This is a genomic window from Pseudomonas sp. PA-5-4B (assembly GCF_021606215.1).
Taxonomy (GTDB): Bacteria; Pseudomonadota; Gammaproteobacteria; order Pseudomonadales; family Pseudomonadaceae; genus Aquipseudomonas; species Aquipseudomonas edaphica.
Window position 1 is genome coordinate 1 of the sequence record NZ_WKDB01000065.1, and the last position, 23,525, is coordinate 23,525.

Annotated in this window: 21 protein-coding genes; 18 read left to right on the plus strand and 3 right to left on the minus strand. The window is 58.9% G+C overall.

From position 1 onward, the window contains the following. Positions 1–396 precede the first annotated feature (396 nt). The 3 genes from aat to infA all read left to right on the plus strand — a co-directional run bounded on the left by aat (position 397) and on the right by infA (position 2,160). A complete protein-coding gene (gene aat, locus GIW28_RS24565; protein WP_017137503.1) occupies positions 397–1,077 on the plus strand; it encodes a leucyl/phenylalanyl-tRNA--protein transferase in 681 nt (226 codons plus the stop codon). A gap of 56 nt (positions 1,078–1,133) precedes the next feature. Next, the gene (locus GIW28_RS24570) at positions 1,134–1,841 is read left to right on the plus strand and encodes an arginyltransferase (protein WP_017137504.1); all 708 of its coding nucleotides are present in this window, start codon (positions 1,134–1,136) and stop codon (positions 1,839–1,841) included. A 100-nt stretch (positions 1,842–1,941) separates the two neighbouring features. Then, entirely contained in the window at positions 1,942–2,160 is a 219-nt protein-coding gene (gene infA / locus GIW28_RS24575; RefSeq protein ID WP_002553999.1) for a translation initiation factor IF-1, read from the plus strand. 236 nt (positions 2,161–2,396) lie between these two features. Here the strand turns inward: infA and clpA are convergent, their stop codons facing one another. Both clpA and clpS read right to left on the minus strand, forming a co-directional pair. Beyond that, the gene (gene clpA / locus GIW28_RS24580; protein ID WP_053256828.1) at positions 2,397–4,667 is read right to left on the minus strand and encodes an ATP-dependent Clp protease ATP-binding subunit ClpA; all 2,271 of its coding nucleotides are present in this window, start codon (positions 4,665–4,667) and stop codon (positions 2,397–2,399) included. Positions 4,668–4,696: 29 nt separating this feature from the next. Further along, positions 4,697–5,065 carry an ATP-dependent Clp protease adapter ClpS gene (gene clpS, locus GIW28_RS24585; RefSeq protein ID WP_005789091.1) on the minus strand — a complete coding sequence of 123 codons (369 nt, stop codon included), beginning with the start codon at positions 5,063–5,065 and terminating at the stop codon, positions 4,697–4,699. A 225-nt stretch (positions 5,066–5,290) separates the two neighbouring features. On the opposite strand from clpS, the gene GIW28_RS24590 reads away from it, so the two are divergent. Next, the gene (locus GIW28_RS24590) at positions 5,291–5,602 is read left to right on the plus strand and encodes a cold shock domain-containing protein (RefSeq protein ID WP_099548040.1); all 312 of its coding nucleotides are present in this window, start codon (positions 5,291–5,293) and stop codon (positions 5,600–5,602) included. Between the two features lie 78 nt (positions 5,603–5,680). On the opposite strand, the gene icd is transcribed toward GIW28_RS24590, so the two are convergent. Next, positions 5,681–6,937 carry an NADP-dependent isocitrate dehydrogenase gene (gene icd / locus GIW28_RS24595; protein WP_017137506.1) on the minus strand — a complete coding sequence of 419 codons (1,257 nt, stop codon included), beginning with the start codon at positions 6,935–6,937 and terminating at the stop codon, positions 5,681–5,683. Between the two features lie 493 nt (positions 6,938–7,430). Here icd and GIW28_RS24600 point away from each other — a divergent pair, with 493 nt between their 5' ends. The 14 genes from GIW28_RS24600 to nuoF all read left to right on the plus strand — a co-directional run bounded on the left by GIW28_RS24600 (position 7,431) and on the right by nuoF (position 23,502). Next, on the plus strand, positions 7,431–9,656 hold the full coding sequence (locus GIW28_RS24600) for an NADP-dependent isocitrate dehydrogenase (RefSeq protein ID WP_138454022.1): 2,226 nt from the start codon (positions 7,431–7,433) through the stop codon (positions 9,654–9,656). 211 nt (positions 9,657–9,867) lie between these two features. Continuing rightward, the gene (locus GIW28_RS24605) at positions 9,868–10,314 is read left to right on the plus strand and encodes an NUDIX hydrolase (protein ID WP_138453860.1); all 447 of its coding nucleotides are present in this window, start codon (positions 9,868–9,870) and stop codon (positions 10,312–10,314) included. 59 nt (positions 10,315–10,373) lie between these two features. Continuing rightward, the gene (mnmA, locus tag GIW28_RS24610; protein WP_176992570.1) at positions 10,374–11,498 is read left to right on the plus strand and encodes a tRNA 2-thiouridine(34) synthase MnmA; all 1,125 of its coding nucleotides are present in this window, start codon (positions 10,374–10,376) and stop codon (positions 11,496–11,498) included. Next, positions 11,495–12,118, plus strand: coding sequence for a high frequency lysogenization protein HflD (gene hflD / locus GIW28_RS24615; protein ID WP_017137510.1), 624 nt, complete (start codon positions 11,495–11,497; stop codon positions 12,116–12,118). Before mnmA ends, hflD begins: the two co-directional genes overlap by 4 nt. A gap of 124 nt (positions 12,119–12,242) precedes the next feature. Then, on the plus strand, positions 12,243–13,613 hold the full coding sequence (gene purB, locus GIW28_RS24620; protein WP_017137511.1) for an adenylosuccinate lyase: 1,371 nt from the start codon (positions 12,243–12,245) through the stop codon (positions 13,611–13,613). An 85-nt stretch (positions 13,614–13,698) separates the two neighbouring features. Further along, a complete protein-coding gene (locus tag GIW28_RS24625) occupies positions 13,699–14,865 on the plus strand; it encodes a ribosomal protein uL16 3-hydroxylase (protein WP_017137512.1) in 1,167 nt (388 codons plus the stop codon). After that, positions 14,858–15,280 (plus strand): GNAT family N-acetyltransferase, encoded by a 423-nt coding sequence (locus tag GIW28_RS24630; protein ID WP_017137513.1) that lies wholly within the window; start codon positions 14,858–14,860, stop codon positions 15,278–15,280. The genes GIW28_RS24625 and GIW28_RS24630 overlap by 8 nt, the downstream gene beginning before the upstream one ends. A 212-nt stretch (positions 15,281–15,492) precedes the next feature. Beyond that, on the plus strand, positions 15,493–16,230 hold the full coding sequence (locus GIW28_RS24635) for a secretin N-terminal domain-containing protein (RefSeq protein WP_236447609.1): 738 nt from the start codon (positions 15,493–15,495) through the stop codon (positions 16,228–16,230). A gap of 495 nt (positions 16,231–16,725) precedes the next feature. Next, entirely contained in the window at positions 16,726–18,051 is a 1,326-nt protein-coding gene (gene aceA / locus GIW28_RS24640) for an isocitrate lyase (protein ID WP_003219577.1), read from the plus strand. Between the two features lie 643 nt (positions 18,052–18,694). Further along, on the plus strand, positions 18,695–19,108 hold the full coding sequence (locus GIW28_RS24645) for an NADH-quinone oxidoreductase subunit A (RefSeq protein ID WP_003219575.1): 414 nt from the start codon (positions 18,695–18,697) through the stop codon (positions 19,106–19,108). Between the two features lie 10 nt (positions 19,109–19,118). Continuing rightward, complete coding sequence (locus tag GIW28_RS24650) at positions 19,119–19,793, plus strand: NuoB/complex I 20 kDa subunit family protein (RefSeq protein WP_012724951.1); 675 nt, start codon at positions 19,119–19,121, stop codon at positions 19,791–19,793. 72 nt (positions 19,794–19,865) lie between these two features. Then, positions 19,866–21,650 carry an NADH-quinone oxidoreductase subunit C/D gene (gene nuoC / locus GIW28_RS24655; RefSeq protein WP_017137515.1) on the plus strand — a complete coding sequence of 595 codons (1,785 nt, stop codon included), beginning with the start codon at positions 19,866–19,868 and terminating at the stop codon, positions 21,648–21,650. 2 nt (positions 21,651–21,652) lie between these two features. Then, positions 21,653–22,150 carry an NADH-quinone oxidoreductase subunit NuoE gene (gene nuoE / locus GIW28_RS24660; RefSeq protein WP_003174721.1) on the plus strand — a complete coding sequence of 166 codons (498 nt, stop codon included), beginning with the start codon at positions 21,653–21,655 and terminating at the stop codon, positions 22,148–22,150. Further along, complete coding sequence (nuoF, locus tag GIW28_RS24665) at positions 22,147–23,502, plus strand: NADH-quinone oxidoreductase subunit NuoF (RefSeq protein WP_017137516.1); 1,356 nt, start codon at positions 22,147–22,149, stop codon at positions 23,500–23,502. Before nuoE ends, nuoF begins: the two co-directional genes overlap by 4 nt. The last annotated feature ends 23 nt before the right edge of the window (positions 23,503–23,525 follow it).

Consider the following 23,525-nt stretch of genomic DNA (forward strand, 5'->3'; position numbering starts at 1 on the left):
ACTTTTAACATTGGGTGATGAACAGGTGAAAGGGCGAAAACGCCACAATGCCCGCATTGTACGGGTTTGCGTCGACGATGCCACGTACTTGCCCTCACCCGGTGGCCTGCACAGATGATGTGTCATAGCCTGTTCAATTTGAGCACGCATTGTCTTTGCTGACAAAGGCTTATGCGCTGTTTTTATCAAAGCAGGCAAGCTTGGCAATTGGCCTGCATGGCCCAGACCCGATTACGACCGCGCCCAAAGGGTAGAGTTGCAGAAACACCTATTAACGCTATTGCGCGCGGATGCCCGATTCGGGCTGGCCCCACAGCGCCATGTCGACAATAATCATCCCACATGCGGCAGGCGTCATACCTGCCACTCCCCTCCCCTACCGTAAGCCTGGATACCATGCTGACCTGGTTGCAACGCGATTCCCTGACTTTCCCGCCGCTGGCCAAAGCCATGCGTGAACCCAATGGCTTGCTGGCCGCCGGTGGCGACCTGTCGGCCGAGCGACTGATCCAGGCCTACCGCCATGGCTGTTTCCCGTGGTTCTCCGACGGCCAGCCGATCCTCTGGTGGTCTCCAGACCCGCGCACGGTGATATTCCCCGACGAGCTGCACGTGTCACGCAGCCTCGGCAAACTGTTGCGTCAGCAGCGCTACAGCGTGACCTTTGATCAGGACTTCGCCGCCGTCATCCAGGCCTGCGCCGCGCCCCGCGCTTATGCAGACGGCACCTGGATCACCGAAGGTATCCAAAGCGCCTACCTGGAGCTGCACCGGCGCGGCTACGCGCATTCCGTCGAAGTATGGGATGAAGGCAAGCTGGTCGGCGGCCTGTATGGCCTGGCAATGGGCCAGTTATTTTTTGGCGAATCGATGTTCAGCCGCGCCGACAATGCCTCCAAGTTCGGCTTTGCCACGCTGACCCGCCAGTTGCAGGCCTGGGGTTTTGTACTGATCGACTGCCAGATGCCCAATGATCACCTGCACAGCCTCGGCGCCCGCGCCATACCGCGCAGTGAATTTGCCGGCTTCCTGCGTAACCATTTAGACCAGCCCAGCTCTGGCCCGTGGGTTTCCTAGGCGACTTCCTCGTACCTGGCTTACACTTATTTCAAAGCTTATCCCGAGGGTTGATCATGACCGAGCTGGCACGCTTGAAGTTCTATGCCACTCAAGCTCACTCTTGCAGCTATCTGCCTGACGAGCAGGCCACCACACTGTTCCTCGACCCCAGCCAGCCGATGGACGTGCATGTGTATGCCGACCTCTCAGAGATGGGTTTTCGGCGCAGCGGCGATCATCTGTACCGGCCCCATTGCCAGAACTGCAATGCGTGCGTGCCTGCACGCATCCCGGTTGCGCAGTTTTTGCCGGACCGCAACCAGAAACGCATCCTCAAACGTAACGCCGACCTGACGGTCACGGCCACCAAGCCGCAGTACAGCGAAGAATATTTCGATCTTTACCAACGCTACATCGAACAACGCCATGCGGACGGCGATATGTTCCCGCCCAGCCGCGATCAGTTTTCGACCTTCCTGGTGCGCGACCTGCCCTTCTCGCGCTTCTATGAGTTCCGCCTGGACGGCCGCTTGCTGGCGGTGGCGGTGACCGACCTGCTGCCCAACGGCCTGTCGGCGGTCTACACCTTCTACGAGCCGGCCGAAGAACGCCGCAGCCTTGGGCGCTTTGCGATTTTGTGGCAAATCGGTGAAGCCGCACGCCTGGAACTGGAGGCGGTGTACCTCGGATACTGGATCAAGAACTGCAAAAAGATGAACTACAAGACCCAATATCGGCCCATTGAGCTACTGATTAATCAAAGATGGGTAACGCTTAACTAGAACCCCTTGGCTTAAACACCCTTTTTCGGGCACAATGCACGCCGCTTTTGCCTGGCGCAGTTGCACCGGGCCATTCACTGGATACCGAGGGCTTTACTGCATGTCGAAAGAAGACAGCTTCGAAATGGAAGGCACTGTCGTCGACACCCTGCCCAACACCATGTTTCGTGTGGAGTTGGAAAATGGGCACGTCGTAACCGCGCATATCTCCGGCAAGATGCGCAAGAACTACATTCGTATTCTTACCGGTGACAAAGTGCGCGTCGAGCTGACGCCCTATGACTTGAGCAAAGGGCGCATCACTTACCGCGCTCGTTAAGCAAGTCAATACAAAACGCCCGGTTATACCGGGCGTTTTTGTGTGTGCGCAATTTTGTTCAACACCACAAATCCCTGTGGGAGCTGGCTTGCCTGCGATGGCGGTCTATCAGGAAAATATTCTTCAGCTGACCCACCGCTATCGCAGGCAAGCCAGCTCCCACAGTAGATCTCCAACGTATTCAAGACAGCAAAAAGGCGCCCTTGGGCGCCTTTTTACTGTGTTGCGATCAGCTATCAGGCCATTTCCGCGGTGGTTTCGAACTCGAAGGTCAGCTCGCCATCCTTCAGGTCGATATGCACCACGCCACCATGGTCGGAAAGCTCGCCAAACAGGATCTCTTCGGCCAGTGGCCGCTTGATCTTGTCCTGGATCAGACGCGCCATTGGACGAGCGCCCATTGCCGAGTCGTAGCCACCCTGGGCCAGCCAGTTGCGCGCCGCGTCCGTTACGTCAAGCTGCACGCGCTTGTCTTCCAACTGCGCTTGAAGCTCGGTAAGGAACTTGTCCACCACGCTTTTGATGACCTCATGGCTGAGGCGACCAAACTGGATAATGGTGTCCAGACGGTTGCGGAACTCCGGCGTGAAGCTCTTCTTGATCACCTCCATCGCATCGGACGAGTGATCCTGATGCGTAAAGCCAATCGAGGCTCGCGCAGCAGTCTCGGCACCGGCGTTGGTGGTCATGATCACGATGACGTTGCGGAAGTCCGCCTTGCGCCCGTTGTTGTCGGTCAGGGTACCGTGGTCCATGACCTGCAGCAGCAGGTTGAAGACTTCCGGGTGAGCCTTCTCGATTTCATCGAGCAACAACACGCAGTGTGGCTGCTTGGTGATGGCTTCGGTCAGCAGGCCGCCCTGGTCGAACCCGACATAGCCCGGAGGCGCGCCGATCAGGCGCGACACGGTGTGGCGCTCCATGTATTCGGACATGTCGAAACGCACCAGTTCAATACCCATGGCCTTGGCCAATTGCCGCGCCGCTTCGGTCTTGCCGACGCCGGTCGGGCCTGCGAACAGGAACGATCCGACCGGTTTGTCCGGCGACTTGAGGCCTGCACGCGAGAGCTTGATTGCGGTGGACAGCGCGTCGATAGCGGCATCCTGGCCGAACACCGTGAGCTTGAGGTCGCGCTCCAGGTTACGCAGCAGTTCCTTGTCGGAACTGTTGACGTGCTTAGGCGGAATCCGCGCGATCTTCGCCACGATGTCCTCGACTTGAGGCACGTCGATGCGCTTCACACGCTTCTCGACCGGCTGCAGGCGCTGGTAGGCACCCGCCTCGTCGATCACGTCGATGGCCTTGTCCGGCATATGCCGGTCATTGATGTAGCGCGACGCCAGCTCAGCAGCAGCGCGCAGGGCTTCATCGGTGTACTCGATGCCGTGATGCGCCTCGAAGCGTCCCTTGAGGCCGCGCAGGATGCCGATGGTGTCTTCAACCGAAGGCTCAGACACGTCGACCTTCTGGAAACGACGCGCCAGGGCACGGTCTTTTTCGAAGATGCCGCGAAACTCCTGGAACGTGGTCGAACCAATGCAACGGATATCACCCGACGACAGCAGCGGCTTGAGCAGGTTGGAGGCGTCCATCACCCCACCGGACGCCGCGCCGGCGCCAATGATGGTGTGGATTTCATCGATAAACAGAATCGCCTGCGGGCGTTTTTTCAGCTCGCCGAGCAGCGCCTTGAAGCGCTTCTCGAAATCGCCACGGTACTTGGTCCCGGCGAGCAATGCGCCAAGATCAAGGGAGTAGACGACGCTGTTGGCCAGCAGATCAGGCACCTGGTTATCAACGATGCGCTTGGCCAGGCCTTCGGCAATTGCGGTTTTACCCACGCCGGCCTCACCCACCAGCAACGGATTGTTCTTGCGACGACGCGCGAGGATCTGCGCTACACGCTCAACCTCAAGCTCACGCCCCACCAGCGGATCAATCCGCCCCTGGCGCGCCAGTTCGTTAAGGTTGCTGGCATAGGCATCCAGTGGATTGCCCGAAGAAGAAGACTCACCGCCCTCGTCGTCCTGCATATCCTGCTCACCCTCGGAATGATCGCCGTGCCCTGGCACTTTGGAGATACCGTGGGCGATGTAGTTGACGACATCAATACGGGCAACGCTCTGCTGCTTGAGCAGGAACACTGCCTGGCTTTCCTGTTCACTGAAAATCGCCACAAGCACATTGGCGCCCGTGACCTCACGCTTACCGGAGCTCTGTACGTGGAAGACAGCACGCTGCAATACCCGCTGGAAGCCCAGGGTTGGCTGGGTCTCACGGTCCTCGTCATGCACGGGGATCAGTGGCGTGGTGGAGTCGATGAACTCCTGCAGGTCATGCTTGAGTTTGTCGAGGTTGGCGCCGCACGCACGCAGAACGGTGGCGGCAGCTTCGTTATCCAAAAGTGCCAGCAGCAGGTGCTCGACGGTCATGAATTCATGACGCTTCGAACGAGCCTCCTTGAAGGCAAGATTGAGGGTGACTTCGAGCTCGCGGTTTAACATAGCTTCACCTCATACCCAAGTGGTCGGCGTTAACCGTCCTTCTCGATTTCACAGAGTAGCGGATGCTGGCTTTCCCTGGCGTACTGGTTGACCTGCATGGCCTTTGTCTCGGCGATGTCACGGGTAAACACTCCACATACTGCCCGTCCTTCTGTGTGAACGGCCAGCATTACCTTGGTCGCCAGCTCGCGGTTCAGGTTAAAAAACACCTCGAGCACTTCGACGACGAAATCCATCGGTGTGTAGTCATCATTAAACAAAACCACCTTGTACATCGGCGGCGCCTGAAGAGCAGGCTTCGCCTCCTGGACAGCAATGCCTGCAGAACCGTCGTCATCGTGTTCCTGATCCGGGCGATCCTGATTGAATGTTAGTCGAATCTGGCTGTTTGCATGCATGGAAAGAAAGGTTCGTCAGTGGTTCAAATACAGTGGTGGGGGCGACCTGTCAGATTTTCAACTACTGACCGGTTGGTCGCCTTGACTATCGGCGAAACGGTGTTACAACCAATAGAACCCACAGTGGGTAAAAAAGGTCCGCGCAGTCAACCTTATTTATTCGGGTTAGGACGGATAAACTGGATGATACTCCAGTGATGGAGTCTGGTGCAGAGGGATATGGTTATGTCTGGCGTCAAGGTCAGTGGCAAGGTCAAATGGTTTAACAACGCCAAGGGATATGGGTTCATCAACGCAGATGGAAAATCCGGAGAAGACCTCTTCGCGCATTATTCAGCGATTACCATGGATGGGTACAAGACCCTAAAAGCGGGCCAGCCTGTGGAGTTTTTAATCATTCAAGGGCCGAAAGGGCTGCACGCCGTCGAAATTTGTGCAGCCTGCGCAGTTACATCGGGAACAATCCACGACGAAACGCACGAAACAAAGCCCAGGACAAGTCAGGCCACCCCATCAAAAAAGAAACAAACGGCCTGATAACGCCTTAAGCAATACGGCACAAAAAAGCCGGCCATTCTGAGTCATCAGAATGGCCGGCTTTTTTACAGCAGCGCTTTACATATGCGCAATCAACGCATCACCAAACCCTGACGACGACACCAGCTTCGCGCCGTCCATCAAACGCTCAAAGTCATAGGTCACGGTCTTCGCCGAAATCGCGCCATTGGTGCCTTTGATGATCAAATCCGCCGCCTCAGTCCAGCCCATGTGCCGCAGCATCATTTCCGCCGACAAGATCAGCGAACCCGGGTTGACCTGATCCTTGCCGGCATATTTAGGCGCAGTACCGTGGGTGGCCTCGAACATTGCCACGGTGTCGGAGAGATTGGCCCCCGGCGCAATACCAATACCACCCACTTCCGCCGCCAGCGCGTCAGACAGGTAGTCACCGTTGAGGTTAAGCGTGGCGATCACATCATATTCCGCCGGGCGCAGTAGAATCTGCTGGAGCATGGCATCGGCAATCGCGTCCTTGACCACCACATTCTTGCCGGTCTTCGGGTTTTTGAACTGCATCCACGGGCCGCCGTCGAGCAGGGTCGCGCCAAATTCTTTTTCGGCAATACCGTAGGCCCACTCTTTGAAGGCACCCTCGGTGAACTTCATGATGTTGCCTTTGTGCACAATGGTCAGCGAATCACGATCATTATCCACTACATATTGCAGGGCTTTGCGCGCCAGGCGCTCGGTGCCTTCCTTGGAAACCGGCTTGATGCCAATGCCACAGTCCTGGTCGAAACGGATCTTGGTAACGCCCATTTCTTCCTTGAGGAACTTGATCACCTTGATGGCTTCCGGCGAACCAGCCTTCCACTCGATACCGGCGTAAATGTCTTCGGAGTTTTCACGGAAGATGGTCATATCGACGTCGCCAGGCTTCTTGACCGGGCTGGGCACGCCTTCAAACCAGCGCACCGGGCGCAGGCACACATATAAATCGAGCTGCTGACGCAGGGCCACGTTCAGCGAACGGATGCCGCCGCCAACCGGCGTGGTCAGCGGGCCTTTGATGGAAACCACGTAATCCTTGACCGCATCCAGGGTTTCCTGGGGCAGCCAGGTGTCCTGGTCGTAGACTTGAGTCGCCTTCTCGCCGGCATACACCTCCATCCAGGAGATTTTGCGTTTTCCGCCGTAGGCCTTTTCAACAGCTGCGTCGACCACCTTGATCATCACCGGGCTGATGTCGACGCCAATACCGTCGCCTTCTATATAAGGGATGATCGGTTGGTCAGGAACATTGAGAGAATGGTCTGCATTGACGGTGATTTTGTCGCCGACTGCCGGAACCTGAATCTTCTTGTATCCCATGCTGAACTCCATCTATGGATTGAACATCTGGCTGCGTTCGAGCCTACTCCAGATAAATGGCGACTGAAACCTCACGCCATGCTCATTTGCATCGAAAACAGCATAATTTGTCGCCTACAAGCCTGAAAGCAAAGACAAAATCGCCAATCTTGAGCACATCGTGCGACTTTGGTCGCAGTCTGGGCCCTGCGACCTTTAGACCAATGGACGACACACCTTTTGTATGAAGGCTCGGCGTAAGCATAGCGACCTATGTATAATGCCGCCGCTGACCAAAGAGTCACGACGGCGGACCGCTCTAGAACAAAGCCTTCCGCTACAAAGCAGGACTAATACAATAGTCCACCCGCTTGACGCTCGACTGATGCAACCCAACATCACCGCGAAGAAACCTCGACATTTCGCTCATGGATGACTTTGAACGAACGCGCTCCACCCGGCGCATCTCGAGTTTCTGCGCACGCTTTCAGCAAAGAAGAGAGTTAATCCGAATATGCCCACCCGCTCGAAGATCATCTACACCTTCACCGACGAAGCCCCAGCCCTCGCCACCTATTCACTGCTGCCTATCGTAGAGGCCTTCACCGCTTCCGCTGATATTGCCGTGGAAACCCGCGACATTTCCCTGGCCGCGCGCATCCTCGCAAGCTTCCCCGAGCAACTGGGCACCAAGGCTATCCCGGACCACCTCGCCGAACTGGGCGACCTGGCCGTTACGCCTGAAGCCAACATCATCAAGCTGCCTAACATCAGTGCTTCGACCCCGCAGCTGCAAGCGGCGATCAAGGAACTGCAGGCCCAGGGCTACGCCCTGCCGGACTACCCGGAAACCGTAACCACCGACGCGGAAAAAGAAACCCGCGCACGTTACGACAAGGTCAAGGGCAGCGCCGTGAACCCGGTACTGCGCGAAGGCAACTCCGACCGCCGCGCACCGCTGTCGGTCAAGAACTACGCGCGCAAGCACCCGCATAAAATGGGCGCCTGGGCTGCCGACTCCAAGTCGCACATCGCACACATGAGCAACGGCGACTTCTACGGCAGCGAGAAAGCCGTACAGATCGAAGCGGCTGACGCCGTCAAGATCGAACTGATCGCCAAGGACGGTACCGCTACCGTCCTGAAAGAAAAAACCAGCTTGCAGGCTGGCGAGATCATCGACACCGCCGTACTGAGCAAGAATGCCCTGCGCAGCTTCATCGCCGCTGAAATCGAAGACGCCAAGAAACAAGGCGTACTGCTGTCGGTCCACTTGAAAGCCACCATGATGAAGGTCTCCGACCCGATCATGTTCGGCCAGATCGTTGCCGAGTTCTATAAAGACGCACTGGCCAAGCACGCTGTCGTGCTGGAGCAGATCGGCTTTAACCTGAACAACGGCATCGGCGACCTGTACGCCCGCATCAAGGCCCTGCCGGCCGATCAGCAAGCGCAGATCGAAGCCGACATCCAGGCGGTGTACGCCGCTCGTCCGTCCCTGGCCATGGTCAACTCGGACAAAGGCATTACCAACCTGCACGTGCCGAGCGACGTTATCGTCGACGCCTCGATGCCTGCCATGATCCGTGACTCAGGCAAAATGTGGGGCACCGACGGCCAACTGCACGACACCAAGGCCGTGATCCCGGATCGCTGCTACGCCACCATCTACCAGGCAGTGATCGAAGACTGCAAGGCCAATGGCGCCTTCGACCCAACCACCATGGGCAGCGTGCCAAACGTTGGCCTGATGGCGAAAAAAGCCGAAGAGTACGGTTCCCACGACAAGACCTTCCAGATCAAGGCTGACGGCGTGGTCCGCGTCACCGACAGCAAGGGCAACCTGCTGATGGAACAGGCTGTCGAAGCCGGCGACATCTTCCGCATGTGCCAGACCAAAGACGCGCCGATCCAGGACTGGGTCAAACTGGCCGTCAACCGTGCTCGCGCCAGCAACACCCCGGCCATTTTCTGGCTGGACCCTAAGCGCGCCCACGATGGCGTGGTGGTCGAGAAAGTTCAGGCTTACCTGAAAGACCACAACACCGAAGGCCTGGACATCCGCATCATGTCGCCGGTCGACGCGATGAAGTTCACCCTGGAGCGCACCCGCAAGGGCCTGGACACCATCTCGGTGACCGGTAACGTTCTGCGTGACTACCTGACCGACCTGTTCCCGATCATGGAACTGGGCACCAGTGCCAAGATGCTGTCGATCGTGCCGCTGATGAACGGCGGCGGCCTGTTCGAAACCGGCGCCGGCGGTTCGGCTCCAAAGCACGTGCAGCAACTGGTTGAAGAGAACTTCCTGCGCTGGGATTCCCTGGGCGAGTTCCTGGCCCTGGCCGCGTCCCTTGAGCATTTGGGTGTCACCTACAACAACCCGAAAGCCCTGGTGCTGTCCAAGACCCTGGACCAGGCCACTGGCCAGTTCCTGGACAACAACAAGTCGCCATCGCGCAAAGTCGGCAACATCGACAACCGCGGCAGCCACTTCTACCTGGCGCTGTACTGGGCTCAAGCCCTGGCCGCACAGACTGAAGATGCTGCACTGCAAGCGCAGTTTGGCGAACTGGCCAAAACCCTGGCCGACAACGAGGCAACCATCGTTGCCGAGCTGAACGCCGTACAGGGCAAGCCAGTGGACATCGGCGGCTACTACGCGCCGAACCCGGAGCTGACCAGCAAAGCCATGCGCCCAAGCAACACCCTCAACGCGGCCATTGCCAAGTTGAAGTAAGGTTGTAAGGATGCAAAGAAGCCCCGGCCATGTGCCGGGGTTTCTGTTTGCGCCCCCGATTTCATTGAACAACCCCGATCAAATGTGGGAGCTGGCTTGCCTGCGATAGCGGTGGTTCAGCTGCATCTGGGCCAACTGACAGACTGCTATCGCAGGCAAGCCAGCTCCCACACTGAACGAGTTTCTTCAGTCACTACACATTGAGGCACCTATGACCTGGCAACCCCACATCACCGTCGCCACCCTCGTCGAAGACAACGGCCGCTTCCTGATGGTCGAGGAACTCAAGGGCGGCCGCGCCGTGCTCAACCAGCCGGCCGGCCATCTGGACCCGCATGAAACCCTCATCGAAGCTGCCGTGCGTGAAACCCTCGAAGAAACCGGCTGGGACGTCGAGGCCACCGGCATTGTCGGCATCTACCTGTACACCGCTCCCAGCAATGGCGTGACTTATCAGCGCGTGTGTTTTACCGCCAAGGCCTTGAAACATCACCCCGACTACCAGCTCGATGAAGGCATCGTCCGCGCCCGCTGGCTGACCCGTGAGGAGCTGATGGCCCTGCGCGACGACTGGCGCAGTGAGCTGATCATCCGCTGTATCGATGATTATCTGGCCGGCCAGCGCCATAGCCTCGAATTGATCCGCCCTTCTCTTTAGCCTTGCGGGCGTGAGCCTGTTAGAATCGCGTCCTTTTTCAAGACACCCGTTGAAACCCTATGCGTGATCCAGCCCCTTCTGACACACAAAAGAAGCGCGTCATCGTCGGCATGTCCGGCGGCGTGGATTCTTCCGTTTCCGCCGTTCTGCTCATGGAGCAGGGTTATGAGGTGGAAGGCCTGTTCATGAAGAACTGGGAAGAAGACGATGGAACGGAATATTGCACCGCCATGGACGACCTGGCCGACGCCCAGGCCGTGTGCGACAAGATCGGCATCAAGCTGCACACCGCCAATTTCGCCGCCGAGTACTGGGACAATGTGTTCGAGCACTTCCTGGCCGAATACAAGGCCGGCCGTACGCCGAACCCGGACATCCTGTGTAACCGCGAAATCAAGTTCAAGGCGTTCCTCGACTACGCCATGATCCTTGGCGCCGACCTGATTGCCACTGGCCATTACGTGCGCCGTCGCGATATCGATGGCCGTACCGAACTGCTCAAAGGCCTGGACCCGAACAAGGACCAGAGCTACTTCCTGCACGCCGTGGGCGGTGAACAGATCGCCAAGACCCTGTTCCCGGTCGGCGAGCTGGAAAAACCCGAAGTGCGCAAGATCGCCGAAAAACACGGCCTGGCTACCGCCAAGAAGAAGGATTCCACCGGGATCTGCTTTATCGGCGAGCGCCGCTTCAGCGACTTCCTCAAGCAATACCTGCCGGCACAACCAGGCGAGATCAAAACCACCGACGGTGAAGTGATCGGCCGTCACCATGGCTTGATGTACCACACTATTGGCCAGCGTCAGGGGCTGGGCATCGGCGGCCTTAAAGACGCCGGTGAAGAACCCTGGTACGTGCTGGTCAAGGACCTGGAAAACAACGTGCTGGTCGTCGGCCAGGGCAACGAGCACCCGCTGCTGTTCTCGGGCGCGCTGCTGGCCTCGGAAATCTATTGGGTCAACCCGATCGACCTGAGCACGCCACGCCGCCTGACCGCCAAAGTGCGCTATCGCCAAAGCGACCAGCCCTGCACCCTGGAAAAAACCGCCAACGGCTACCGCGCCACGTTCGATGACCCGCAACGCGCGGTCACGCCCGGCCAATCGGTGGTGTTCTATGACGGTGAAATCTGCCTGGGTGGCGGCGTGATTGAAGTCGCCGAAGCCTGGAGCAACCCGGCATGAGCCCGACCCAGGAGCAATTGACGGCGCTCGGCGGAGTTTTCCTCGCCGCGGTGCTGGTCGACAAGATTGCCAAGACCGGCCAGGTGACCGAGGCAGGCCTGACCTGCATGCTCGGCAGCCTGCTGATTCGCGACCCCAAGGACACACTGGAAGTCTACGGCGGTGATGATCTGGCGCTACGCGAAGGCTACCGCGCGCTGATCGGCGCCCTGGAGCGCGACCCAAGCACCTTGCAACGTGAGCCGTTGCGCTATGCGCTGTCGATGCTCGGCCTTGAACGGCAACTGGCCAAACGTGACGACCTGCTCGAAACCATCGGCAAACGCCTGCCGCAGATTCAGTCCCAGGTGGAGCACTTCGGCCCGGCCCACGAAAACGTGATTGCCGCCTGTGGCGCGCTGTACCAGGACACGTTGAGCACTTTGCGCCAACGCATCCAGGTGCACGGCGACATGCGCAACCTGCAACAACCGAACAACGCCTCGAAAATCCGCGCCCTGCTCCTGGCCGGCATTCGTTCGGCGCGGTTGTGGCGCCAGTTGGGCGGTCATCGCTGGCAGTTGGTGATCAGCCGACGCAAATTGCTCAAAGAGCTTTACCCGTTGATGCGCAACGAATAAGTCGCAGCGACCCGTTTTTTTATAGCCTCACGCGTAATACGCCGGTCAGTTGGCGACGGACCGGCGGATTTTTTCATGTATGATACGCGCCCCATTTCGTTGCCCGACTGTCCGAGAACACCCCATGCAGCTCTCTTCGCTCACTGCGGTTTCCCCTGTTGACGGCCGCTACGCCGGCAAAACCCAGGCCCTGCGCCCTATTTTCAGCGAATACGGTCTGATCCGTGCTCGTGTTCTGGTTGAAGTGCGCTGGCTCCAGCGCCTGGCCGCTCACCCTGCCATCAGCGAAGTGCCGGCGTTTTCCGCCGAAGCCAACGCTGTATTGAACACCCTGGCGGAAAACTTCTCCCTGGAGCACGCCGAGCGTGTGAAAGAGATCGAGCGCACCACCAACCACGACGTTAAAGCCATCGAATACCTGCTCAAAGAGCAAGCGGCCAAGCTGCCGGAACTGGCCCAGGTCAGCGAGTTCATCCACTTTGCCTGCACCAGCGAGGACATCAACAACCTGTCCCACGCCCTGATGCTGCGCGAAGGCCGTGATGACGTGATGCTGCCGCTGATGCGCCAGACCGCTGACGCCATCCGCGAACTGGCCATCCGTTTCGCCGACGTGCCGATGCTGTCGCGCACCCACGGCCAACCAGCTTCGCCGACCACTTTGGGCAAAGAACTGGCCAACGTGGTGTATCGCCTGGAGCGCCAGATCGCTCAAGTCGCCGCCGTGCCGCTGCTGGGCAAGATCAACGGCGCCGTGGGCAACTACAACGCACACCTGTCGGCCTACCCGGAAATCGACTGGGAAGAAAATGCCCGCGCCTTCATCGAAGACGAGCTGGGCCTGGGCTTCAACCCCTACACCACGCAGATCGAACCGCACGACTACATCGCCGAACTGTTCGACGCCATTGCGCGCTTCAACACCATCCTGATCGACTTCGATCGCGATATCTGGGGCTACATCTCCCTGGGCTACTTCAAGCAGCGCACCATCGCCGGCGAGATCGGTTCGTCGACCATGCCGCACAAGGTCAACCCGATCGACTTCGAAAACTCCGAAGGCAACCTCGGCATCGCCAACGCCCTGTTCCAGCACTTGGCCAGCAAGTTGCCGATCTCGCGCTGGCAGCGCGACCTGACCGACTCCACCGTACTGCGTAACCTCGGCGTGGGCTTTGCCCACAGCGTGATCGCCTACGAAGCCAGCCTCAAAGGCATCAGCAAGCTTGAGCTCAACGCGCAGAAGATCGCCGCTGACCTGGATGCGTGCTGGGAAGTATTGGCCGAGCCGATCCAGACCGTAATGCGCCGCTACAACATCGAAAACCCGTACGAGAAGCTGAAAGAGTTGACGCGCGGCAAGGGCATCAGCCCTGAGGCGCTGCAAACTTTCATCGACGGCCTGGACATGCCAGCCGCCGCCAAGGCCGAGCTGAAATTGCTCACCCCGGCCAACTACATCGGCAATGCGGTGGCCCAAGCCAAGCGCATCTGATTTAGCGCAAGCCCTCTTGAGACGCCCGGCCGCGCCGGGCGTTTTTATTCCTGTCTTAAAAGTGCTTTTTTTCAATAGGTTACACATGAATCCTGATATTCCTCTTCAACTTCTGGGCGGCATCACGGCACGCGAATTCCTGCGCGACTACTGGCAGAAAAAACCGCTGCTGATCCGTCAGGCCATCCCTGATTTCGAAAGCCCGATTGACGCCGACGAACTGGCCGGCCTGGCCCTGGAAGAAGAAGTTGAATCGCGCCTGGTAATCGAACACGGCGAGCGCCCATGGGAACTGCGCCGCGGGCCGTTCGCCGAAGATGCGTTCAGCACATTGCCAGAGCGTGAGTGGACCCTGCTGGTGCAGGCAGTCGACCAGTTCGTACCCGAAGTTGCCGAATTGCTCGGGCACTTCCGCTTTTTGCCCAGCTGGCGCATCGACGATGTGATGATCAGCTTCGCCGCACCCGGCGGCAGTGTTGGCCCGCACTTCGACAACTACGACGTGTTCCTGCTGCAGGCCCAAGGCAAGCGCAACTGGAAAATCGGCCAGATGTGCAATTCCGAAAGCCCGCTGCTGCAGCACGCCGACCTGCGCATCCTCGCAGAATTCGAACAGAGCGAAGAATGGGTGCTGGAACCGGGCGACATGCTTTACCTGCCGCCGCGCCTGGCGCACTTCGGCATCGCCGAAGATGACTGCATGACCTATTCGGTGGGCTTCCGCGCACCGAGCGCCGCCGAAGTGCTGACCCACTTCACCGACTTCCTCAGCCAGTACCTGACCGATGAAGAGCGCTACACGGACGCCGACGCCCAACCAGTCAGCGACCCGCACCAGATTCAGGCGGATGCACTCGACCGCCTCAAAGGTCTGTTGGCCGAGCACATGAGCGACGAGCGCATGCTGCTGACCTGGTTCGGCCAGTTCATGACCGAGCCGCGCTACCCGGAACTGGTCGCCGGTGAAGAATTGGGCGAAGAAGACTTTATCAGCAGCCTGGAAAACGGCGCGATTCTGGTGCGCAACCCGAGCGCGCGCATGGCGTGGTCGGAAGTGGACGATGACGTACTGCTGTTTGCCAGCGGCCAGAGCCGTTATCTGCCAGGCAAACTGCGCGAACTGTTGAAACTGGTCTGCTCGGCCGACGCCCTGCACAGCGAAAACCTCGGCACCTGGCTGGCCGACGAAGACGGTCGTGACCTGCTGTGCGAACTGGTCAAGCAAGGAAGCCTGGGATTTGCCGATGAATAAGATTCACGTAAGTGTCGCGGACTGGCAAAAGGATATCGCTGAGATTCGGCGCATTCGTGAGGCGGTGTTTATCGCTGAACAATCGGTTCCACCAGAGCTGGAATGGGATGCGGATGACGCCGACGCAATGCACTTTCTTGCATTCGAAGGCGATTTTCCGATTGGCACCGCTCGCCTGCTGCCCAGCGGCGAGATTGGTCGCGTGTCGGTACTCAAGGACTGGCGCGGACTGAAGGTCGGCGACAAGCTGATGGAAACGGTGATCGGCGAGGCCGAAAAACGTGGCCAGACCAGGCAGTTCCTGAGTGCGCAGGTGTATGCGGCGCCGTTTTATGAGCGGCTGGGTTTCAAGATCGTCAGTGACGAATTCCTGGAAGTCGGGATTCCGCACGTTGATATGGTGCGCGAGGGCTGATTCGAGATCGAGTCGCCCTTATCGCAGGCAAGCCAGCTCCCACAGGGGAATGCATTCCAAATGTGGGAGCTGGCTTGCCTGCGATAGCGCCATCAGCAACACCCAAAATGCCCTGCCTGCCAGGGCATTTTGCCGTCTACGATTCAACTTGCGACCCGCCAGGCCGACAAACTGGCACTATCAAGCCTAATTGACTCGCAGAGATAACGGACATGTCCCTACGCACCCTGCTCACCGCCCTGCTCCTCACTACCAGCGCCTGCGCCATGGCCGACACCGAAGTCGTCAACCTGAGCAACCGCACCAGCGCCGACCTGCTGCCCGTCGCGCAGAACTTTATCGGCAAGGACGGCACCGTCAGCGCCTATGGCAACCAGCTTATTGTTAAAGCGGACCCCGGCAAGATCCAGGACCTGCGCGCCCTGCTCACGCAACTGGACACACCCGCCAAGCGCCTGTTGATCACCGTCGACAGCAACGAAAACAACCAGCAGAACAGCGGTGACAGCCAAACCCGCATCATCAGCTACGGCACTGCCAGCCGCGACGGCGGCATCCAGCAGATCCAGGCCAGTGAAGGCGTGCCCGCACTGATTCAGGTCGGCCAGAGCGTGCCACTGACCACCACGCAGCCTGACGCCTACGGCCGCCCGCAGAACCAGACCCAGTACCGCAACGTCACCCAGGGCTTTTACGTGACTGCCAGTGTCACTGGCGAGACCGTACACCTGGCTATCAGTACCAACCGTGACCGCATGAGCCAGGAACGTCCCGATGTAGTGAATATTCAAAGTACCGACACAACGGTCAGTGGCCGCCTGGGCGAATGGATCCCGCTGGCGGGTATCAATCGCGAGACCCAGGCCGATAAATCCTCTACAACCCGCAGCTACTCTACCCAGGGCCGTGATGACCTGACTTTGCGGGTCAAGGTCGACACCCTGAACTAAAGCACCAAAAACTGACTGGCGAGTCGCATTAGACTAAAGATGTAGTGCCTGAAAAATAGCACTACAAAACATTTGACGAGCCAAAAAAGCCTGTGCATGATGGCCTCGCTCCCGCTAATCAGAGGCCCTGGCAAGGGCCTTCGGATCGCCGCTCTAAGCTACCCACCTGAGCCGATTCGTGTCTGTACCGCCCACAAGGTGTGTTTGACGTTGGTTGCGACTGGAACGAAGTTGTCCCGAGGGACGGAAGCTAACCAGGTAACCCGGCTACACACTGATGGATCGTACCAAGGCCCACGATGCCCGAAGACTGTTCGCAGTTTGCCCTTACCTGCTCAACTCGCCCTCTCGCACTGCGTTTATCCCGTCGCCTTCCCCGCCAAACCCGACTTGACCGCCTAAGCTTCTGGTCAGCGAGCAGCCCTGCCCACGCATTGAATGCACGGCTGGCAAAACGGATGTTTTTCCAAACAAGACGCGACGAGGTTTTTCCCCATGGCACTGACACGCGAACAGCAAATTGCAGCCCTTGAAAAAGATTGGGCTGAAAACCCACGCTGGAAAGGCGTAACCCGCGCTTATTCCGCTGCTGACGTCGTCCGCCTGCGTGGCTCGGTTCAACCTGAGCACACCTTTGCAAAACTCGGCGCCGAGAAGCTGTGGAAGCTGGTCACCCAGGGTGCCAAGCCGTCCTTCCGCCCCGAAAAAGATTTCGTCAACTGCATGGGCGCCCTCACTGGCGGCCAGGCAGTTCAACAGGTAAAAGCCGGTATCCAGGCGATCTACCTGTCCGGCTGGCAAGTGGCAGCGGACAACAACTCCGCTGAATCCATGTACCCCGACCAATCGCTGTACCCGGTGGACTCCGTGCCAACCGTGGTCAAGCGCATCAACAACTCGTTCCGCCGCGCCGACCAGATCCAGTGGAAAGCCGGTAAAGGTCCGGGCGACGAAGGCTACATCGACTACTTCGCACCCATCGTGGCTGACGCCGAAGCGGGTTTCGGCGGCGTACTCAACGCCTACGAACTGATGAAGAGCATGATCGAGGCAGGCGCTGCCGGCGTGCACTTCGAAGACCAACTGGCGTCGGTGAAAAAATGCGGCCACATGGGCGGCAAGGTACTGGTTCCAACCCAGGAAGCCGTACAAAAGCTGACCGCAGCACGCTTGGCCGCTGACGTTGCTGGCACGCCGACCATCATCCTGGCGCGTACCGACGCCAACGCGGCAGACTTGCTGACCTCCGACTGCGACCCGTACGACCAGCCGTTCGTAACCGGCGAACGCACCCAGGAAGGCTTCTATAAAGTGCGCGCCGGTCTCGACCAGGCGATCGCCCGTGGCCTGGCCTACGCGCCTTACGCCGACCTGATCTGGTGCGAAACCGCCAAGCCGGACCTGGACGAAGCGCGTCGTTTCGCCGAAGCGATCAAGAAGGAATACCCGGACCAACTGCTGTCCTACAACTGCTCGCCTTCTTTCAACTGGAAGAAGAACCTGGACGACGCGACCATCGCCAAGTTCCAGCGCGAACTGTCGGCCATGGGCTACAAGCACCAGTTCATCACCCTGGCTGGCATTCACAACATGTGGCACAGCATGTTCAACCTGGCGCACGACTATGCCCGTAACGACATGACCGCCTACGTGAAACTGCAGGAGCAAGAGTTCGCTGACGCCGCCAAGGGTTACACCTTTGTGGCGCACCAGCAGGAAGTGGGCACCGGCTACTTCGACGACATGACCACCGTGATCCAGGGCGGCACCTCGTCCGTGACCGCGCTGACCGGCTCGACCGAAGAAGAGCAGTTCCACTAAGTCGCGAGTAAACGGCCAGTGCGGCCCCACGGAAGACCTAACCGCACTGCCGCTTGATCTGACGCCCCGACTGGTTCGGGGCGTTTTTTTTGCCCGCTTGAAAACACCACACATCACCTGTGGGAGCTGGCTTGCCTGCGATGGCGGTGGGTCAGTGACAGATTTTTCAACTGTTCCACCGCTATCGCAGGCAAGCCAGCTCCCACATCGACCGTGTCGACCCTGAAGGTTTTGCGCAAAACATTGACCCAGGGCGCTATTTGCCTGAATCAAATCGGTTAAAAGATCCCCTCCAGCAACTAGCAGCAATCACGCAAGTAACAACAACTTCCCGCGCCACACGAGAAACATTCGCTTAAATCCTGCGCAAACAATATTCATTATCATTTAGCCGATGAAAACTTCTTTACCGCTTAAACAAAACACATTTGATTAAATGCCCGCTAATCCCCGCCCCACAAGGGCTACAGCCCCAAGAAGGTGCACTATGTGCTTATTCCATCGAATAATTTCGCTATAGGAATTTTACTTGCCCGGTGTTTAGCCATAAAATCACCGCGATTGATTGCAGTGCGACATATCGTCACTGCATCGTTACTTTTTCGAGCTCAGAGACCTTTGCTCTCTGTTAAGGATTTCCAGCATGACCGAAGCGACAGGACTCATGGCCCACAACTGGGGCTTTGCCATTTTCCTCCTCGGTGTTGTCGGCCTTTGTGCCTTCATGCTCGGCGTCTCCAGCCTCCTCGGGTCAAAAGCCTGGGGCCGCAGCAAAAATGAACCGTTCGAGTCCGGCATGCTGCCTACAGGTGGCGCCCGCTTGCGGCTCTCAGCCAAATTCTATCTGGTCGCGATGCTGTTCGTGATCTTCGATATCGAAGCCCTCTTTCTCTTTGCCTGGTCTGTGTCCGTCCGCGAAAGCGGCTGGACCGGATTCGTCGAAGCCCTCGTTTTCATAGCAATTCTGTTGGCAGGCCTTGTCTACCTATTCCGAGTGGGCGCCCTTGACTGGGCTCCGGAAGCTCGTCGTAAGCGGCAAGCGAAGCTGAAACAATGAGGCTTTGGCGATGCAATACAATCTCACCAGGATCGACCCGGATGCTCCTAACGATCAGTACCCTATCGGCGAACGGGAAACCGTCTCCGATCCGTTAGAAGATCAAGTCCACAAAAACATCTACATGGGCAAACTCGAAGACGTGCTGAGTGGCGCGGTCAACTGGGGGCGTAAAAACTCCCTGTGGCCGTACAACTTCGGCCTTTCGTGCTGCTACGTGGAAATGACCACCGCCTTCACGGCGCCCCACGACATCGCGCGCTTTGGCGCCGAAGTTATCCGGGCATCACCGCGCCAGGCGGATTTCATGGTTATCGCCGGCACCTGCTTTATCAAAATGGCGCCGATCATTCAGCGTCTCTACGAGCAAATGCTCGAACCGAAGTGGGTTATCTCCATGGGTTCGTGCGCCAACTCCGGTGGCATGTACGACATCTACTCCGTCGTTCAAGGGGTGGACAAGTTCCTGCCCGTGGACGTCTACGTGCCTGGCTGCCCGCCCCGCCCTGAAGCTTTTCTGCAAGGCTTGATGCTGTTGCAGGAGTCGATTGGCAAGGAGCGTCGTCCGCTTTCCTGGGTGGTCGGTGATCAAGGCGTTTATCGCGCCGAGATGCCGTCACAAAAGGAACAGCGCCGCGAACAGCGAATCGCAGTCACCAACCTGCGCAGCCCCGACGAAGTCTGATCCAGCCCCGCTTCTTTTATAGAACGAAAACCTGGCTTCATTCTTTACGTTGACCGAAAGCGATAAAAAACCATGACTACAGGCAGTGCTCTGTACATCCCGCCTTACAAGGCAGACGACCAGGATGTGGTTGTCGAACTCAATAACCGTTTTGGCCCTGACGCCTTCACCGCCCAGGCCACACGCACCGGTATGCCGGTGCTGTGGGTGGCGCGCGCCAAGCTCGTCGAAGTCCTGAGCTTCCTGCGCAACCTGCCCAAGCCGTACGTCATGCTTTATGACCTGCATGGCGTGGACGAGCGTCTGCGCACCAAGCGTCAAGGTTTGCCGAGCGGTGCCGATTTCACCGTGTTCTACCACTTGATGTCGCTGGAACGTAACAGCGACGTGATGATCAAGGTCGCGCTGTCCGAAAGCGACTTGAGCATCCCGACCGTCACCGGTATCTGGCCGAATGCCAGCTGGTACGAGCGCGAAGTTTGGGACATGTTCGGTATCGACTTCCCGGGCCACCCGCACCTGACGCGCATCATGATGCCGCCGACCTGGGAAGGTCACCCGCTGCGCAAGGACTTTCCTGCCCGCGCAACCGAATTCGACCCGTTCAGCCTCAACCTCGCCAAGCAGCAGCTTGAAGAAGAAGCTGCACGCTTCCGTCCGGAAGACTGGGGCATGAAACGCTCCGGCACCAACGAGGACTACATGTTCCTCAACCTGGGCCCGAACCACCCTTCGGCTCACGGTGCCTTCCGTATCATCCTGCAACTGGACGGCGAAGAAATCGTCGACTGTGTGCCGGACATCGGTTACCACCACCGTGGTGCCGAGAAGATGGCCGAGCGCCAGTCCTGGCACAGCTTCATCCCGTACACCGACCGTATCGACTACCTCGGCGGCGTGATGAACAACCTGCCGTACGTGCTGTCGGTCGAGAAGCTGGCCGGTATCAAGGTGCCGGACCGCGTCGACACCATCCGCATCATGATGGCCGAGTTCTTCCGCATCACCAGCCACCTGCTGTTCCTGGGTACCTATATCCAGGACGTTGGCGCCATGACCCCGGTGTTCTTCACCTTCACCGACCGTCAGCGCGCCTACAAGGTCATCGAAGCCATTACCGGTTTCCGCCTGCACCCGGCCTGGTATCGCATCGGCGGCGTGGCGCACGACCTGCCGAACGGCTGGGAGCGCCTGGTCAAGGAATTCATCGACTGGATGCCCAAGCGTCTGGACGAGTACCAAAAGGCTGCGCTGGACAACAGCATCCTCAAGGGTCGTACCATCGGCGTCGCGCAGTACAACACCAAAGAAGCCCTGGAATGGGGCGTCACCGGTGCCGGCCTGCGTTCGACCGGCTGCGACTTCGACCTGCGTAAAGCACGGCCGTACTCGGGCTACGAGAACTTCGAGTTCGAAGTGCCGCTGGCCGCCAATGGCGATGCCTACGACCGGTGCATCGTGCGCGTTGAAGAAATGCGCCAGAGCCTGAAGATCATCGAGCAGTGCATGCGCAACATGCCGGCTGGCCCGTACAAGGCGGATCACCCGCTGACCACACCGCCGCCGAAAGAGCGCACGCTGCAGCACATCGAAACCCTGATCACGCACTTCCTGCAAGTTTCGTGGGGCCCGGTGATGCCGGCCAACGAATCCTTCCAGATGATCGAAGCGACCAAGGGTATCAACAGTTATTACCTGACGAGCGATGGCGGCACCATGAGCTACCGCACCCGGATTCGTACCCCAAGCTTTGCCCACTTGCAGCAGATCCCTTCGGTGATCAAAGGCGAGATGGTCGCGGACTTGATTGCGTACCTGGGTAGTATCGATTTCGTTATGGCCGACGTGGACCGCTAAGCATGAACAGCACGCTTATCCAGACAGACCGTTTCACCTTGAGTGAAACCGAGCGCTCGGCCATCGAGCACGAGCTGCATCATTACGAAGACCCGCGCGCGGCGTCTATCGAAGCCTTGAAGATCGTCCAGAAGGAACGTGGCTGGGTGCCGGACGGCGCCCTCTACGCCATCGGCGAGATCCTCGGCATCCCCGCCAGCGACGTTGAAGGTGTGGCCACGTTCTACAGCCAGATCTTCCGCCAGCCGGTCGGCCGCCACATCATTCGCGTGTGCGACAGCATGGTCTGCTACATCGGTGGCCATGAATCAGTGGTCAGCGAAATCCAGAACAAGCTGGGCATTGGCCTCGGCCAAACCACTCCGGACGGCCGCTTCACGCTGCTGCCGGTGTGCTGCCTGGGCAACTGCGACAAGGCGCCGGCGTTGATGATCGACGACGACACATTCGGTGACGTGCAGCCTGCTGGCGTGACCCAATTGCTCGAGGGCTACCCATGACCCTTACATCTTTCGGCCCGGCCAACCTGATCAAGCGTTCGCCTGAAACCCACCCGCTGACCTGGCGCCTGCGTGACGACGGCGAGCCGGTATGGCTCGACGAGTACCAGGCCAAGAACGGTTACGCGGCGGCGCGCAAAGCCTTCGCCGACATGGCCCAGGACGATATCGTCCAGACCGTGAAAGACGCCGGCCTTAAAGGCCGCGGCGGTGCTGGCTTCCCCACTGGCGTTAAGTGGGGCCTGATGCCCAAAGACGAATCCATCAACATTCGCTACCTGCTGTGCAACGCGGACGAGATGGAGCCGAACACCTGGAAAGACCGCATGCTGATGGAGCAACTGCCCCATCTGCTGATCGAAGGCATGCTGATCAGCGCCCGAGCACTGAAAACCTACCGGGGCTATATCTTCCTGCGTGGCGAATACACCACCGCCGCCAAGCACCTCAACCGTGCCGTGGAAGAAGCCAAGGCCGCCGGCCTGCTGGGCAAGAACATCCTCGGTTCGGGTTTTGACTTCGAGTTGTTCGTGCACACCGGCGCCGGGCGTTATATCTGCGGTGAAGAAACCGCACTGATCAACTCCCTCGAAGGTCGCCGCGCCAACCCGCGCTCCAAGCCGCCCTTCCCTGCCGCCGTGGGCGTGTGGGGCAAGCCGACTTGCGTGAACAACGTCGAGACCCTTTGCAACGTGCCGGCGATCATTGCCGATGGCGTGGACTGGTACAAATCCTTGGCTCGCGAAGGCAGCGAAGACATGGGCACCAAGCTCATGGGCTTCTCCGGCAAGGTCAAGAACCCTGGCCTGTGGGAGCTGCCGTTCGGCGTGACCGCCCGCGAGCTGTTCGAGGACTACGCCGGCGGCATGCGCGACGGCTACACCTTGAAAGCCTGGCAGCCAGGCGGCGCCGGTACCGGCTTCCTGCTCCCCGAGCACCTCGACGCACAAATGTATGCCGGCGGCATCGGCAAGGTCGGCACCCGTATGGGCACTGGCCTGGCGATGGCGGTGGACAACACCGTGAACATGGTTTCGTTGCTGCGCAACATGGAGCAGTTCTTTGCCCGTGAATCGTGCGGCTTCTGCACCCCGTGCCGTGACGGCTTGCCATGGAGCGTCAAGCTCTTGATGGCGATCGAGAACGGTGAAGGCCAGCCAGGCGACATCGAGACCCTGCTGGGTCTGGTCGGGTTCCTCGGCCCAGGCAAGACCTTCTGTGCTCACGCACCGGGCGCCGTGGAGCCATTGGGCAGCGCAATCAAATACTTCCGCTCGGAGTTCGAAGCCGGCATCGCGCCTGTCAGCGCCGCCGTCCCGCCTCTGGCAAGGCCGATCGTAGTCGGCGCGTAACGCTTTAAAGGCGAAGGGTCCGT

Excerpts from the sequence above, each read along its gene's own strand:
- aat (WP_017137503.1), top strand. The coding sequence starts at position 397 with ATGCTGACCTGGTTGCAACGCGATTCCCTGACTTTCCCGCCGCTGGCC.
- GIW28_RS24570 (WP_017137504.1), top strand. The coding sequence starts at position 1,134 with ATGACCGAGCTGGCACGCTTGAAGTTCTATGCCACTCAAGCTCACTCT.
- infA (WP_002553999.1), top strand. The coding sequence starts at position 1,942 with ATGTCGAAAGAAGACAGCTTCGAAATGGAAGGCACTGTCGTCGACACC.
- clpA (WP_053256828.1), bottom strand. The coding sequence starts at position 4,667 with ATGTTAAACCGCGAGCTCGAAGTCACCCTCAATCTTGCCTTCAAGGAG.
- clpS (WP_005789091.1), bottom strand. The coding sequence starts at position 5,065 with ATGCATGCAAACAGCCAGATTCGACTAACATTCAATCAGGATCGCCCG.
- GIW28_RS24590 (WP_099548040.1), top strand. The coding sequence starts at position 5,291 with ATGTCTGGCGTCAAGGTCAGTGGCAAGGTCAAATGGTTTAACAACGCC.
- icd (WP_017137506.1), bottom strand. The coding sequence starts at position 6,937 with ATGGGATACAAGAAGATTCAGGTTCCGGCAGTCGGCGACAAAATCACC.
- GIW28_RS24600 (WP_138454022.1), top strand. The coding sequence starts at position 7,431 with ATGCCCACCCGCTCGAAGATCATCTACACCTTCACCGACGAAGCCCCA.
- GIW28_RS24605 (WP_138453860.1), top strand. The coding sequence starts at position 9,868 with ATGACCTGGCAACCCCACATCACCGTCGCCACCCTCGTCGAAGACAAC.
- mnmA (WP_176992570.1), top strand. The coding sequence starts at position 10,374 with ATGCGTGATCCAGCCCCTTCTGACACACAAAAGAAGCGCGTCATCGTC.
- hflD (WP_017137510.1), top strand. The coding sequence starts at position 11,495 with ATGAGCCCGACCCAGGAGCAATTGACGGCGCTCGGCGGAGTTTTCCTC.
- purB (WP_017137511.1), top strand. The coding sequence starts at position 12,243 with ATGCAGCTCTCTTCGCTCACTGCGGTTTCCCCTGTTGACGGCCGCTAC.
- GIW28_RS24625 (WP_017137512.1), top strand. The coding sequence starts at position 13,699 with ATGAATCCTGATATTCCTCTTCAACTTCTGGGCGGCATCACGGCACGC.
- GIW28_RS24630 (WP_017137513.1), top strand. The coding sequence starts at position 14,858 with ATGAATAAGATTCACGTAAGTGTCGCGGACTGGCAAAAGGATATCGCT.
- GIW28_RS24635 (WP_236447609.1), top strand. The coding sequence starts at position 15,493 with ATGTCCCTACGCACCCTGCTCACCGCCCTGCTCCTCACTACCAGCGCC.
- aceA (WP_003219577.1), top strand. The coding sequence starts at position 16,726 with ATGGCACTGACACGCGAACAGCAAATTGCAGCCCTTGAAAAAGATTGG.
- GIW28_RS24645 (WP_003219575.1), top strand. The coding sequence starts at position 18,695 with ATGACCGAAGCGACAGGACTCATGGCCCACAACTGGGGCTTTGCCATT.
- GIW28_RS24650 (WP_012724951.1), top strand. The coding sequence starts at position 19,119 with ATGCAATACAATCTCACCAGGATCGACCCGGATGCTCCTAACGATCAG.
- nuoC (WP_017137515.1), top strand. The coding sequence starts at position 19,866 with ATGACTACAGGCAGTGCTCTGTACATCCCGCCTTACAAGGCAGACGAC.
- nuoE (WP_003174721.1), top strand. The coding sequence starts at position 21,653 with ATGAACAGCACGCTTATCCAGACAGACCGTTTCACCTTGAGTGAAACC.
- nuoF (WP_017137516.1), top strand. The coding sequence starts at position 22,147 with ATGACCCTTACATCTTTCGGCCCGGCCAACCTGATCAAGCGTTCGCCT.